Source organism: Streptomyces sp. NPDC002853, assembly GCF_053591915.1.
The window spans coordinates 105,822-120,360 of the sequence record NZ_JBSFUS010000005.1; the positions used below are offsets into that span (position 1 = coordinate 105,822).

Annotated in this window: 8 protein-coding genes; 3 read left to right on the forward strand and 5 right to left on the reverse strand. The window is 70.0% G+C overall.

Annotated features, from left to right (window positions below):
* Window positions 1–63 precede the first annotated feature (63 nt).
* Window positions 64–2,790: an exo-rhamnogalacturonan lyase family protein gene (locus ACWD02_RS14795; protein ID WP_451209495.1), complete on the forward strand. Its 2,727-nt coding sequence runs from the start codon at window positions 64–66 to the stop codon at window positions 2,788–2,790.
* Here ACWD02_RS14795 and ACWD02_RS14800 read toward each other — a convergent pair.
* Genes ACWD02_RS14800 through ACWD02_RS14820 form a run of 5 tightly spaced genes read right to left on the reverse strand, consistent with a single transcriptional unit; the run spans window position 2,787 to window position 9,165 of the window.
* Window positions 2,787–3,500 (reverse strand): glycoside hydrolase family 12 protein, encoded by a 714-nt coding sequence (locus tag ACWD02_RS14800; RefSeq protein WP_451209497.1) that lies wholly within the window; start codon window positions 3,498–3,500, stop codon window positions 2,787–2,789. The genes ACWD02_RS14795 and ACWD02_RS14800 overlap by 4 nt on opposite strands.
* Window positions 3,497–5,533 (reverse strand): beta-galactosidase, encoded by a 2,037-nt coding sequence (locus ACWD02_RS14805; protein WP_451209500.1) that lies wholly within the window; start codon window positions 5,531–5,533, stop codon window positions 3,497–3,499. Before ACWD02_RS14805 ends, ACWD02_RS14800 begins: the two co-directional genes overlap by 4 nt.
* 8 nt (window positions 5,534–5,541) lie before the next feature.
* Window positions 5,542–6,468 carry a carbohydrate ABC transporter permease gene (locus tag ACWD02_RS14810; RefSeq protein ID WP_451209502.1) on the reverse strand — a complete coding sequence of 309 codons (927 nt, stop codon included), beginning with the start codon at window positions 6,466–6,468 and terminating at the stop codon, window positions 5,542–5,544.
* A complete protein-coding gene (locus ACWD02_RS14815; protein WP_451209505.1) occupies window positions 6,465–7,487 on the reverse strand; it encodes an ABC transporter permease in 1,023 nt (340 codons plus the stop codon). Before ACWD02_RS14815 ends, ACWD02_RS14810 begins: the two co-directional genes overlap by 4 nt.
* Before the next feature lies 1 nt (window position 7,488).
* Entirely contained in the window at window positions 7,489–9,165 is a 1,677-nt protein-coding gene (locus ACWD02_RS14820; RefSeq protein WP_451209507.1) for an extracellular solute-binding protein, read from the reverse strand.
* A 241-nt stretch (window positions 9,166–9,406) separates the two neighbouring features.
* Between ACWD02_RS14820 and ACWD02_RS14825 the strand changes: the two genes are divergently transcribed.
* Together ACWD02_RS14825 and yicI are read left to right on the forward strand one after the other, a co-directional pair.
* Window positions 9,407–12,268 (forward strand): glycoside hydrolase family 3 C-terminal domain-containing protein, encoded by a 2,862-nt coding sequence (locus tag ACWD02_RS14825; RefSeq protein WP_451209510.1) that lies wholly within the window; start codon window positions 9,407–9,409, stop codon window positions 12,266–12,268.
* Window positions 12,265–14,532, forward strand: coding sequence for an alpha-xylosidase (gene yicI / locus ACWD02_RS14830; RefSeq protein WP_451209513.1), 2,268 nt, complete (start codon window positions 12,265–12,267; stop codon window positions 14,530–14,532). The genes ACWD02_RS14825 and yicI overlap by 4 nt, the downstream gene beginning before the upstream one ends.
* The last annotated feature ends 7 nt before the right edge of the window (window positions 14,533–14,539 follow it).

Consider the following 14,539-nt stretch of genomic DNA (forward strand, 5'->3'; position numbering starts at 1 on the left):
ACTCAGCCGCGCGCCTCGGGATCTGTCATGCCCACGTAAATCGTGCACAGAGAAAGGATCACCATGTCTTCGATCCCCCGCAGGTCCCTGCTCAAGGCCGCCGCCGTCGCCGGTGCCGCCGCGCAGTTCAGTTGGGTTCTCGGCCGCGGCGACGCCGAAGCGGATTCCCGTGCGGGGGCGGATGACGGTCCCGTCGCCATCGGCTGGCTGGAGAAGGGCGGCCTCGGTGCCGCGCCCGGATCCACCTTCGGTGTCCCGTGGCCCAAGGGCGCCCACCCCGCCGGCCAGAAGTTCGCCCTCGACACCGCCGACGGCAAGGGTGTGCCCGTACAGACCTGGGAGACCGCCCACTGGCCCGACGGTTCGGTGAAGTGGACGGCGCACGCGGTGGGCCCGGGGGCGGCCGGGGCCGAGAAGTTCCGCCTCGGGCCCGGCACGCCGGCGGCCCAGGGCAAGAAGGTCACCGTCACCGAGACCCGCGGAGCCATCACCGTCGACACCGGCGTCATCAAGGCCGTCATCTCCAAGGACGGCGAGAAGCTGGTCGAGTCCGTCACCCGCGACGGCGTGCGGATCGCCACCGACGGGCGGCTCGTCCTCCTCCGGCAGGGCGACCTCGACGACGGCGACCGCGGCAACGCCAAGTGGGACCGCTTCGACGGAGAGATCAGCGGGGCAAAGGCGGAACAGGACGGGCCCGTACGTGCCGTGGTCCGCATCGACGGCAAACACCGCAAGGGAAGCCGCAGTTGGCTGCCCTTCAGCGTGCGGCTCTACTTCTACGCGGGTGCCGACTCCTTCCGCATGGTGCACACCATCACCTACGACGGCGACGCGGAGAAGGACTTCATCCGCGGCCTGGGTGTCCGCTTCAGCGTGCCGATGCGCGACGCGGCGTACGACCGGCACATCCGTATCGCGGGCGAGGGCAAGGGGTTTCTGACCGAAGCGGTCAAGGGGATCACGGGCCTGCGCCGCGACCCCGGTTCCGCGATCCGCACCGCCCAGGTCCAGGGCGAGAAGCTGCCGGATCCGGCGACCTGGGACCAGCGGGTCACCACCCGCCTGCAGTACATTCCCACCTGGGGCGACTACACCCTCTCCCAGCTCTCCCCGGACGGCTTCACCCTGCGCAAGCGCACCAAGCCGGGGCACACCTGGATCACGGCCGGAGGCGGCGGTCGGGCGAGCGGATTCGGTTACGTCGGCGGGGTCGGCGGCGGATTCTCCTTCGGCCTGCGCGACTTCTGGGAGAAGCATCCCGCCCAGTTGGACATCCGGGGCGCCGCCGGTGACGAGGCCGAGGTCACCCTCTGGCTCTGGTCGCCCGAGGCCCAGCCGATGGACCTGCGCACGTACCACGACGGCATGGGCCAGGACACCTACCCCGAGCAGATCGAGGGCCTCAACATCACCTACGAGGACTACGAACCCGGCTTCGGGACCCCGTACGGCATCGCCCGCACCAGCGAGCTGATGTTCTGGGCGAACGCGGCCACCCCCTCGGCGGCCGCCCTCGTCGACCAGGCCGCCACCGTCCGCACCCCGCCCCAGCTGGCAGCCGCCCCCGAGCACATGACGAAGGCAGGCGTCTTCGGCGGCCTCTTCTCACCCGTCGACCGCTCGACGCCCGCGAAGGCGACGATCGAGGACCACCTCGACTTCCTCTTCACCTACTACAAGGAACAGGCCGAACAGCGCCGCTGGTACGGCTTCTGGGACTACGGCGACATCATGCACACCTACGACGAGGACCGGCACCAGTGGCGGTACGACGTCGGGGGCTACGCCTGGGACAACTCCGAGCTCTCGCCCGACCTGTGGCTCTGGTACGCCTACCTGCGCTCGGGCCGCGCCGACATCTTCCGCTTCGCCGAGGCCATGACCCGGCACACCGGCGAGGTCGACTCCTACCACCTGGGCAAGTGGGCGGGCCTGGGCACCCGGCACGGCGTGCAGCACTTCGCGGACAGTGCGAAGCAGCAGCGGATCTCCACGGCCGTCTACCGCCGCCCCTACTACTTCCTCACCGCCGACGAACGAGTCGGCGACCTGATGCACGCCCTGGTCGACTCCGACGAGACGTTCCTCGTCCTCGACCCGCTGCGCAAGATCCGCACCGAGCCGTACGAACCCGACCGCAACGCCCTGTCCATCGGCTTCGGCACCGACTGGAGCGGCCTCGCCGCGGCCTGGCTCACGGAGTGGGAGCGCGGCGGCCCCAAGGCGGCGAAGGCCGAGGCCCGCCTGCGCTCCACCATGCAGACCATCGGCGCCCAGCCCAACGGGTTCGTCCAGGGCAGCGGGCTCTACGACCTGGACACCGGGAAGTTCGCGGTGGCCGCCGAGCCCGCGGTGAACGTCTCCCACCTCTCCGCGATGTTCGGCCTGGTCGAGATGTGCGCCGAGCTCATCGACCTCGTGGACGAGCCGGAGTTCAAGGAGGCGTGGCTCGACTACTGCCGCTACTTCAACGCCACCAAGGCCGAGCAGAAGGAGCGCTACGGCAACGACTTCGGCAGCCTGCTGCTGTTCCAGGGGCACTCCCGCCAGGACGCGTACGCCGCCGCCCAGTTGAAGGACGAGAAGCTGGCGACGCGTGCCTGGCAGAAGTTCCACGACAGTGACGGCTATACGACGGCGATGAGCTGGGACCGCACCGACCTCACAGGCCCCGCCGTCCTGGAGCCCGGCTACGAGAACCTGCGGATCAACACCAACGAGACCGCGCTGTTCGGGCTCGCCGCGATCCAGAATCTCGCCCTGGTCGGCGACAAGCTTCCGGGCTAACCACCGCTCACGGTAAGGGAGTTGGTGGTGAAGTCCAGGCCGCCGGCCGATCCGCTGATCTCGTAGCCGAACTGCACGTCGCCGATGGTCTCGTTGCCCATCCAGCCCTTGGTGTTCTTGATCCACTTGAGGATCGGGAGGATGTCGACGGTCCCGGCGGAGGAGTCGGAGGTGCGCAGGAAGGAGAACACCTCGTTGGCGCCGTTGGTGCCCTTGTGGACCGCCCAGGTGTGGCCGCCCAGGCTGACGGTGCCCTGGGCGGTGCCGAGGGGGCCGACGTTCCCGTTGTAGTTGACCCAGAGCATGATCTCGTAGTCGTAATCGGTGTCCCAGATGTCGTAGGAGGAGTTGTAGTCGCCCGACGAGGGGACCTTGACGTTGTACGAGCTCTTCAGCGAGGACAGCGAGTCGACCGGCTTGCCGATGACCTTCTTGGAGTTCGGGTAGGACTTGATGCCACCGGTGTTCGGGTGGTCGGCGCGCACGCTCCACTTGGTGCCGGAGTCCGCCGATATGCACTGGCTGCCCGCGCCCGAGCCCCAGATGTTGTTGTAGAGGGTGTAGCCGTTCAGGTTGGTGTTGCCCCACTGGTCGCAGGAGCTCCAGACGGCGGCCTGCGCGGGGGCGGAGGCCATGCCGAGCACCGCGCCCGCCGCCAGCGTGGGTGCGAGCAGCAGGCGGGTGAGGGTGCGGCGGGGGTGTCGTGTCATGTGTCGTCTCCAGGGTGGGGGGAGTGCCGCGGGGCCGGGGCGGACCCGCGGACGTCGTCGCCGGCGTGGCGCAGGACGGCCACGCCGTAGCGGTCGAGGGTGATCGCACCCTCGACCGTCCTGCCGGTCAGCAGATCGAGGTGCCTGCCCGGCACGGGCACCGTCACCGGATCGCGGCCGTGGTGCAGGAGGAACAGGAGATCGCCGCGGCGTACGGCCTCCACCGCGCGGGGGAGGCCTGCGAGCGGCGGCCGTGCGCCTGCTTCGGCGGCCACGCGCGCGAGCAGGTCGCGCAGGGCCTCGGGCTCGGGCAGCGTGGACAGATACCAGGCGCGGTCGCGGCGAAGGACCGCCGGGAGGCCGTCGAGCTCGCCGCCCCGGTAGGCGGCGACCGTCTTCGCGCTGTCGTCGGTCTGCAGCTCCTCCGACCAGAGTGTGCCGCTGAACTCCCCGCAGTCCACGCTCTCCCCGGCTTCAAGGGGCCACCACTCGTGCACGGTCCGGATGCCGAACAGCGCGCGCAGCCGCGCGTCCATGCCGCCCGGCCGTACCCGGTCGTCCGCGTCGGCGACCCCGGTGAGGAAGCCGCAGACGAGGGTGCCCCCGTCGCGTACGTACGTCAGGAGGTTGTCGATCGCGGCGTCGGTGAGGAGGTAGAGGTGCGGCACCGCGACCAGGCGGTACGGGGTGAGGTCGTGTTCGGGGTGGGCGAAGTCGACGGGGGTGTTCGCCTCCCACAGGGCGCGGTGCCAGGCGCCGAGAACCTGCGCGTGGTCGACCAGGGAGGAGGGGCGGGCCTCCTGTTGGCTCGCCCACCAGGAGTCCCAGTCGTGCAGGACGGCCACGTCGGCAGTGACCCGTGTGCCGACGACTTCGGGCCCGACCAGGGCGAGTTCGGCACCCAGCTCCTTGACCTCCTGGAAGGTGCGGCCGTGCTCGCCCGCGTGGCTCAGCATCCCGGAGTGGAACTTCTCCGCGCCCTGCCGGGACTGGCGCCACTGGAAGTAGCAGACGGCGTCCGCGCCGCGCGCCACCGCCTGCCAGGACCAGAGGCGGTTCAGGCCGCGTGGCTTGGGATGGTTCACGCCGCGCCAGTTCACCGGACCCGCTGCCTGCTCCATCAGCATCCAAGGACCACCGCGCGCCTGCGAACGGGTCATGTCCTGTACCAGTGCGCCCTGTTGGGCGCCGAGCGGGTCTCTGGGGTCCGGGTAGACGTCGACGGAGACGACATCCTCCTGCGTGGCCCACATCCACGCGTCCTGCCCCGACCACAACGGCATGAAGTTGGTGGTGACCGGCAGGTGCGGGGTATGTGCGGTGACGATGTCCCGCTCGGCGCGGAAGCACTCGAGGAGGGCGTCGGACGTGAAGCGCTTGAAGTCGAGGACCTGGGTGGGATTCTTCAGGTAGTGCGCGTGGCGGGGTGGCAGGATCTCCGCCCAGTCGGTGTAGCCCTGACCCCAGAAGGCGGTCCCCCAGGCCGAGTTGAGCGCGTCCGTCGAGGGGTACTTGGCGCGGAGCCAGCGGCGGAACGCGGCCGCCGACTCGTCGCCCCAGTCGTAGGTGCAGTACTCGTTGTTGATGTGCCACATCGTGAGTGCGGGGTGGTGCGCGTACCGGACCGCCAGGTCCTCGGTGATCGCGGCGGCGTAGCTGCGGTAGACGGCACTGGAGTGCGCGAAGTGCTGGCGCGATCCCCACCACTCGACCTGCCCGTTCTCGTCCCTCGGCAGGGTCTCGGGGTGCAGCCGGCCGAGCCAGGGCGGGGGAGCTGAGGTCGGCGTGGCGAGGACGACTCCGATGCCGTGCGCGTGCAGCAGATCCATCAGCCGGTCCAGCCAGCCGAACTCCCGTACGCCAGGGCTCGGTTCGAGCTTCGCCCAGGAGAAGACCCCGACGGTGACGGAGGTGACCGAGGCCTCGCGCATCAGACGTACGTCGTCGAGCCAGACCTCCTCGGGCCACTGCTCGGGGTTGTAGTCGCCGCCGAACAGGATGCGGCCGCGGGTGGTGTCGTCGAGGGAAGGCATCGGTGCGGTCAGCCCTTCACTGCGCCGGTGAGCATGCCCTGCTTGAAATGCCGCTGCACGAAGGGCGAAAGGACGGCGACCGGCAGCAGCGCGAGGACCATCACGGCCATCTGGATGGCGAGCGGCGACAGGTGCCCCGTGTTGATCGCCTGACTCAGGCCCGTCGGCTTCTGCTGTTTGATCACCAGCTGCTGCATGACGTTCTGCAGCGGCATCATGTCCGGGTCGCTGAGGTAGATCGACGCGTTGAACCAGGCGCTCCAGTAGCCCACCGCGTAGAACAGGGTGATGACCGCGATGACCGCGCGGGACAGCGGCATGACGATCCGCCACAGGATGCGCAGGTCACCGGCCCCGTCGATGCGGGCACTCTCGATCAGCTCCTGCGCCGTGCCCATGAAGAACGCCCGCAGCACGAGGATGTTGAAGACGTTCAGGGCGCTCGGCAGGATCAGCGACAGATAGGTGTCGGTGAGACCGAGGCCCTGCACCACCAGATAGGTGGGGATGAGCCCGGCGCCGAAGAACATGGTGGCGACGATCAGCAGCAGGATCGGACGGTGGAGGACCGATCCCGGGCGCGAGAGGCCGTACGCGCACAGGACGGACACCACCATGCTGAAGAGCGTGCCGACGACCGTGACGCCCACGCTGACCAGGGTGGCCCGCGACACCTGGCCGCCGCCGAGGAGCTCCTGGTAGTGGACGAAGGTGATGCCCCGGGGGATCACCACCAGGCCGCCGGTCTCGGTGATCGTCCTGACGGAGGAGAGGCTGGTGACGACCACCACCCACACCGGGAAGAGGACCGCCAGACAGACCAGGCCCAGTGTCACGCCCTTGGTGGCCAGGCCGGCCCGCGTCGGGGGCTCCTCCCACACCGGGCGCAGACCGGTCCTGCTGCCCGGCTTGATGCCGAAGTTGAGCAGGCTCACCGCTTGTACACCCCCTGCTCGCCCATGAGATGGGCGGCCTTGTTGGCGCCGAGCACCATCAGGAGGCCGAAGACGCCCTTGACGATGCCGATGGCGGCGCCATAGCCGAAGTTGCCGTTGTCCAGGCCGGTGTTCCACACGTAGGTGTCCAGGACCTCGGAGGCCGTGGGTCCCACCGCGGTGCGCTGGAGCAGGATCTGCTCGAAGCCGACCGTGAGCGCGTTGCCGACCTGGAGCACGAGGAGCAGGGCCACCACCGGGCGCAGCGCGGGGAGCTGGATGTGCCACATGCGCCGCCAGCGGTTCGCGCCGTCCATCGCCGAGGCCTCGTACAGATCGGGGCTGACGGCGGCGAGCGCGGCGAGGAAGACGATGACGCCCCAGCCCGCGTCCTTCCAGACCATCTCGAAGGTGACCAGGAACTTGAACAGGCCCGGGTCGGTCATCAGGTCGAAGCCCTCGTGCCCGTGGTCGCGCAGCACCTGCGCGACGAGCCCCGCCCCGCCGAACATCTGCTGGAAGACCGTGATGACAAGGACCCAGGAGAAGAAGTGCGGGAGGTAGAGGATGGCCTGCGCGACCGCCCGCACCCGGGGGCGCACGAAGCTGTTGATGAACAGCGCGAGCGCGATCGGCAGCGGGAAGAACAGCGTCAGCTGGATCGCGAAGATCGCGAGGGTGTTCCTGACCGCCTGCCAGAACAGCCGGTCCTCGACCATGTGCCGGAAGTGCTCGATGCCGATCCAGGGGCTCTGTGTCATCGCCTGGAAGGCGTTGTCGGCGATGTAGGGGTCGTAGTCCTGGAAGGCGACGACGTTGCCGATCAGTGGCACGTAGTTGAAGACGAGCAGGAGGAGCAGCGCGGGCAGCACCATGAGGAGCAGTACCCGGTCGCGGCGCAGCCGGTGCCGCAGCGGGACGCGGGGCGGTGCCTTCTTCTTGGGGGGCGCGGCTTCGGCAGGCGGGGCGGGCGCCCGCTCGGTGCTGGTGTCGCGCGCGTGAGTCGTGCTCTGGGCCATGTCAGGACGCCGCGTCGCCGGTCTCGTCGAGCAGCTTCTTGTACCAGTCCCGCAGCTTGTCGCCGCCGCCCGACTTCCAGTCCGAAGCCGCCTGCTGCATGTCGGAGACCTTCTTGCGGCCGCGCACGACGTCCTTCTCCAGGTCCTCGAACTCGGCGTTCAGCTCGGTGTACCGGGTCGGCTCGATGATCTGCATGCCGTGGAAGAGCGGCTTCTTCGTGTGCGCGCCCTGCCGCTGCTGCCATCCGACCATGCCCTCGGTGACGTCCGGCAGGTCGGCGTAGGCGATGAAGGGCGCCGGCGACGCCAGGTATTCGTACGTGGAGAAGACCTCGTTGTTGCCCTTGCCGTTCTTGGTGAGGACGCCGTCCTCGTACGTGTGGTGGACGCCCTCGACGCCGTACATGCGAAGGCGCTGCTCCTTGGAGCCGTAGGGTGCGGCCGTGAAGTTGGCGAGGGCGAGGATGTCGCGGACGGTCTTCTCGTCGGCCTTCTCGCTGATGAACGTCCAGATGTCGGCCGGCGGACGGGCGTACAGGGTGGGCGCTCCGCCGTCGGCGGCGAAGTAGTCGAAGGCCTCCATGCGGAACTTCTTGTTGTCCACGCGCTGCACGGCCGCCTTGCCGTACCAGTCGGAGAGGTCCTGGCAGTACATCCAGACCTTGCCCGCCGCGCACAGGTCGCCGATGCTGCCGGTCTCGGCCTTCGCGTCGGGGTGCACGAAGCCCGCCGAGTAGAGCTTGCGCGACCACTCAAGGGCTTCGAGGTACTCATCGGTCTCGTAGCGGTTGACCAGTTTGCCGTCGACGAGCTTCCAGTAGTACGGCTTCTCGGGCAGCACCCCGAAGATGTTCCAGGCGGCCCAGCTCATGTCGCCGCACGCCCACACCTTGCTCTTGGGGGCGTTGAGCTGCTTGCACAGGTCGTAGAACTCCTGCGCGCTGGTGGGGGCTTCGAGGCCCTCCTTCTCGAAGAGGTCGGTGCGGTAGAAGGGCGCGATGTTCGGGGTCGTCGCGGACGGCATCGGCAGGCCGCGCAGCTTGCCGCCGAAGATGGAGCGCTGCCAGGCGCCGGACGGGATCGCCGCGAGGTTCGGGTACTCCTTGACCTTGTCGCCGCTCAAATACGGCCCGAGATCGGCGAACTTGTTGGCGATGGCGCTCGGTATCTTGCCGGTCAGCTCCCAGCCGGGCACGACCACGGCGTCCGGGACACCGCTGGAGGCGAGGACGGCGCCCAGCTTCTGGCCGTACGTGTCGCCCTGCTGGTTCTGCCACTTGACGCGGACACCAGCGGCCTTGTCCATCGCCGTCCAGTAGGGGTTGCCCTGCTTGGGCACGTTCCCCCAGATCGGCGCCATGACGGTGAACTCGCCGCCCTTGCCCAGCCGTTGCGGCACCGACGTCTTCAGCTCCGAGGCGGGCAGTGCCTTGGTGAAGCCGGCAGCCGAACCGTTCTTGGCGGGGATGTCCGGGCCGACGAGCTGCGACGCGGTGTACGCGGGGAGCAGGCCCTTGAGCTTCTTCCCCGTCGTGGTGCCCTCGTTCTTCGACCCGCTGCCCCCGCAGGCCGCGAGCAGTGGCGCTCCGCCGGCCACCGCGATCGCGGCGAGGCCCGAGGAGGCGAGGAAAGATCTCCGGCTCGAACGTGAGCTGCTGGAGAGGGAGTTCGGCGTCATTGCGTCAACCCTTCGTGGCGCGTGCCCGGACACACGGCGGTCACCGCCGGTCGGCTTTCGAAGCGCTTCGATATTGCTGCGAGGTTAAGTGAAGGCATGGGCTGTAACAAGAGGTGTTGCGCGAATGCCGCCTTGACATCGGCTGGAGCTGCGCCGAGCATCGAAGCGCTTCGAAGAACACGACGATGAATGACCACGAGTTCCTTCCACCGTGCCCACCGCTCGCCAAGGGGATCCGCACGTGACCGCAAGCCCGCCGCCTTTCCGTGACCCCGAACTGCCCCTGGACCAGCGCGTGGACGACCTGCTGTGCCGGCTGACCGCCGACGAACGCGTCGCGCTCCTGCACCAGTTCACGCCCGGAGTCGAAAGACTGGGCATCGCACCGTTCCGCACCGGACAGGAGGCCCTGCACGGCGTCGCCTGGATGGGCCCCGCCACCGTCTTCCCGCAGGCCGTCGGGCTCGGAGCCACCTGGAACGACGACCTCGTCCGCCGTGTCGGTGAGGCCGTCGGCGCCGAGGCACGCGCCATGCGCGCGCGGGACGACCGCGTCGGCCTCAACCTCTGGGCGCCCACCGTGAACCTCCTGCGCCACCCGCTGTGGGGCAGGAACGAGGAGGGCTACTCGGAGGACCCCCGGCTCACCTCCGCGATCGCCGTCGCGTACACCCGGGGCCTGCGCGGCGACCACCCGCACCACTGGCGCACCGCCCCCGTGCTCAAGCACTGGCTGGCCCACAACAACGAGACGCACAGGGACACGTCGTCCGCCTCCATACGCCCGCGCGTCCTGCACGAGTACGACCTGCGGGCTTTCCGGGCCGCCGTCGAGGCGGGCGCCGTGGCCGGGGTGATGCCCGCGTACAACCTGGTCAACGGCCGGCCCAACCACCTTTCGCCCCACCTCCGCGAACACCTGCGCACCTGGACCGGCCAAGAGCTGCTCGTCGTGTCCGACGCGGGCGCGCCCAGCAACCTCGTGGACTCCGAGAAGTACTTCGACACCCACGAGGAGGCCACCGCGGCGGCGCTCGTCGCGGGCGTGGACAGCTTCACCGACCACGGCACCGATGCGAGCATCATCACCGGACGCATACAAAGGGCTCTGGAACAGGGCCTGTTGTCCCAGGACGACATCGACACGGCGGTCCGCCGCCAGCTGTCCGTCCGCTTCCGGCTCGGCGAGTTCGACCCCGGCCAGGGACCGTACGCGGACCCGGCATCGCACGCCTTCGACACTCCCGGGCACCGCGCGCTCGCCCGGGAGGCGGCCGAGCAGGCCGTCGTCCTGCTGAAGAACGACGGGCTGCTCCCGCTGGACGAAGGGGCCCGGATCGCGGTCGTCGGACTCCTTGCCGACGAGTGCAGGACCGACTGGTACAGCGGCACCCTGATCCACCGCAGCACCCCCCTCGACGGACTGCGCGAGCGTTTCGGCGCTGACCGCGTCACCTTCACCGAAGGCGTCGACCGGGTGCGCCTGAAGTGCGCGGCCGGCTGGCTCCACGTGCCGCACCACGCGGAGGACGAGCGTGCCGGCGGCGCCGAGATCGCCCTGGACCCGGCGCTGCTCGCGGGCCGCACCGACCTGCCGCCGCTGACCTGCGGCCCCGAGCCGACCGAGTTCGCCCTCGTCGACTGGGGAGGCGGCGCATGGACACTGCGCGCTCCCGACGGCCGCTACCTCTCGGTCGCCGACGACGGCTTCGTGCGCGCGTCGGCGGACCGGCCCGGCGGCTGGGTCGTACAGGAGACGTTCGCGCTGGTCGACCACGGGGACGGGTACCTCATCGCACACACAGGGACAGGTGGATACGTCTCTGTCGCCGCCGACGGCGTGAAGGTTGCCGACGAGCCGGAGGTCTTCACCCTCGACGTCCTGGAACGCGGCGAGGACGCCGTGGCCCGTGCCGCCGCGCAGGCCGACACGGTGATCGTCGTCGCCGGGAACGACCCCCACATCAACGGCCGCGAGACCGAGGACCGCACCACGCTCGCCCTGCCGCCCCACCAGGACCGCCTCTGGCGCGCGGCCCGCGCCACCAACCCCCGCACCGCGCTCGCCCTGGTCTCGGCCTACCCGTACGCGGTCGCCGACGCCCACGCCGAGCTGCCCGCACTGCTGTGGAGCGCCCACGGCGGACAGGCCGCGGGCACCGCACTCGCCCGGGTACTCGCGGGCGACGTGTCCCCCGCCGGGCGCCTCCCGCAGACCTGGTACGCCGCGGACGCCGACCTGCCGGACCTGCTGGACTACGACATCATCGGCTCCCGGCAGACCTACCTCTACTTCGACGGAACCCCGCTCTACCCCTTCGGACACGGCCTGGGCTACTCCTCCTTCGCGTACGAGGACCTGGTGGTCGAGCGCGAAGGGCAGAACCTGCACGTCGCGTTCACCGTCACCAACACCGGGCCCCGCGACGCGGACGAGGTGGCCCAGCTCTACACCCGGGCTCCCCGGGAGGCCGCCTCGCTGGTCGCCCTGCCGCACCAACAGCTCGCCGCGCACCGCCGCGTCCATCTCACGGCCGGTGCCGCCTGCCGTCTGCAGTTCCGCCTGGCCTTGTCCGACCTGGGGTTCTGGGACGTGCGGCACGACCGCTGGGCCCTGGCTCCCGGCGCCCACGAGGTCCTCGCCGGTGCCTCCAGCGCCGACATCCGGCTCAGCGCCGGCGTGGACGTCGACGGCGATCCGATCGCCGCGAGGCCGGTGCGGCGAGCGGGCCTCGCGGCGACCGGTTACGACGAACAGCACGGCACCGAGATCGTCGACCGCGCCAGGACGTCGGGCGACGCCGTACGGCCACTGGACGACGGCACGGGCGAACTCCTCTTCCGGGCCTGCGACTTCGGCGAGGGGGTGAGCGGAGTGTCGGTCGAGGCCGCGGGGTCCGGAGCCGTCGACCTCATCTCGGGCAGCACCGCCACCACCGTGACCGTCCCCGCGACCGGCGGCCCCTACGACTACGCCACGCTCACCTCCGGCTTCACCGTCTCCGGAGTGCGCGATCTGCGCGTGCGGCTGCGCGGCCCCCTGCGGCTCGCCCGGCTCGCCTTCACCACCACCACCGCCGCCCGGCCGAGGGAGACCGCATGAAGTTCACCGACGGCTTCTGGCTGATGCGTGAGGGGGTGCGCGCCTCGTACGCGACCGACGTGCGCGAGGTGCGCGACGACGCGGGGCGGTTCACCGCGTACGCCGCCGTCCACCGGGTCCGCGAGCGCGGCGACACCCTCAACACGCCGCTCGTCACCGTCGAATGCTTCTCGCCCGCCGAGGGCGTGATCGGCGTACGGGCGACACATCACGCGGGAAAGGCCGCCCACGGGCCGGAGTTCGGCCTGAACGCCACCGAGGGCTCGGGGCTGGTGAAACGCGAGGGCACGGTCACCGAACTCACCAGCGGACCGCTCACCGTACGCCTCGACAGCGACAAGCCCTGGGGCCTCGAATTCCTCGACGCCGACCGGCAGCGGCTGACGGCCGTCGAGGGCAGGGGCACCGGCTTCGCCACCGCGCCCGACGGCAGCCACCACATGATCGGCCAACTCGCGCTGGGCGTAGGGGAGTACATCTACGGCCTCGGTGAACGCTTCACCCCGTACGTCAAGAACGGCCAGAACGTCGACATCTGGCAGGCCGACGGCGGCACCAGCAGCGAGCAGGCCTACAAGAACATCCCCTTCCACCTCTCCTCACGCGGCTACGGCGTCTTCGTCAACCACCCCGGCAAGGTCTCCTACGAGATCGGCTCCGAGTCCGTCGGGCAGGTCCAGTTCAGCGTCGAGGACCAGTCGATCGAGTACTTCGTCATCGCGGGACCCACGCCCAAGGACGTCCTGCGCCGCTACACCGCGCTGACCGGCCGCCCCGCGCTGCCGCCCGCCTGGTCGTTCGGCCTGTGGCTGACGACCTCCTTCTGCACGCCCTACGACGAGGAGACCGTCACGGCCTTCGTCGACGGCATGGCCGAGCGCGACATCCCGCTCGGTGTCTTCCACTTCGACTGCTTCTGGATGCGCGAGTACCAGTGGACCGACTTCCGCTGGGACCCCGAGGTCTTCCCCGACCCCGAGGGCATGCTGCGCAGGCTGCGCGAGCGCGGTCTGAAGGTGAGCGTGTGGATCAACCCGTACATCGCGCAGAGGTCCGCACTCTTCGCCGAGGCCGCCGACCGGGGCTATCTCGTGAGACGGCCGAACGGCGACGTCTGGCAGTGGGACCTCTGGCAGCCCGGCATGGCCCTCGTGGACTTCACCAATCCGGCCGCCCGCGAGTGGTACTCGGGCCACCTGCGGGATCTGCTCGACCAGGGAGTCGACTGCTTCAAGACGGACTTCGGCGAACGCGTACCCACCGACGTCGTCTGGCACGACGGCTCGGATCCCGCGCGCATGCACAACTACTACGCGCAGCTGTACAACAGCACGGTCTTCGAACTCCTGGAGAAGGAACGCGGCCCGGGGGAGGCGGTCCTGTTCGCCCGCTCTGCCACCGCGGGCGGCCAGCAGTTCCCCGTGCACTGGGGCGGCGACTGCTTCGCCTCGCTGGGCGCCATGGCCGAGTCGCTGCGCGGCGGTCTCTCCCTCTCGCTGTCCGGCTTCGGCTTCTGGAGCCACGACATCGGCGGCTTCGAGGGCACCCCCGACCCGGCGGTCTTCAAACGCTGGCTCGCCTTCGGCCTCCTCTCCTCGCACAGCCGCCTGCACGGCAACGTCTCCTACCGGGTGCCGTGGGCGTTCGGTGACGAGGCAGTCGAGGTGGCCCGCAATTTCACGCGGCTCAAGCACCGCCTCATGCCGTACCTGTACGCGGCCGCCGTCGAGGCCCACCGCACGGGAGTCCCCGCCATGCGGCCGATGCTCCTGGAGTTCCCGGCCGACCCCGCGTGCCGCACCCTGGACCGCCAGTACATGCTCGGCCCCGACCTGCTGGTCGCCCCGGTCTTCACCGCCGAGGGAGACGTCGAGTTCTACGTGCCCGAAGGCACCTGGACCCACCTGCTGACCGGCGAGACGGTCCAGGGTCCTGGCTGGCGCCGGGAGACCCACGGCTTCGACAGCCTCCCGCTGTATGTGCGGCCCGGGGCGCTGCTCCCGCTGGGCGCCGACGACCGGCGCGCGGACGGCGACTGGCTCCAGGACCTCACCCTCCTGGTCACCCCGGAGGCGGACGGCGCGCAGATCACCGTGCCGGATCTGGCGGGCCGGCCCGCGGCGGTCTTCCGCGCCGCACGCGACGGCGCGGACGTCAGGGTCACCGTGGAGGGGAGCGCGCGCCCCTTCACCGTGCGGACGGCGGCGGATTGGCCGGACCTGGGCGGCAACCCTTCGGCGGGCGGCGGCGACAAGGACATGTAAGCCGTCC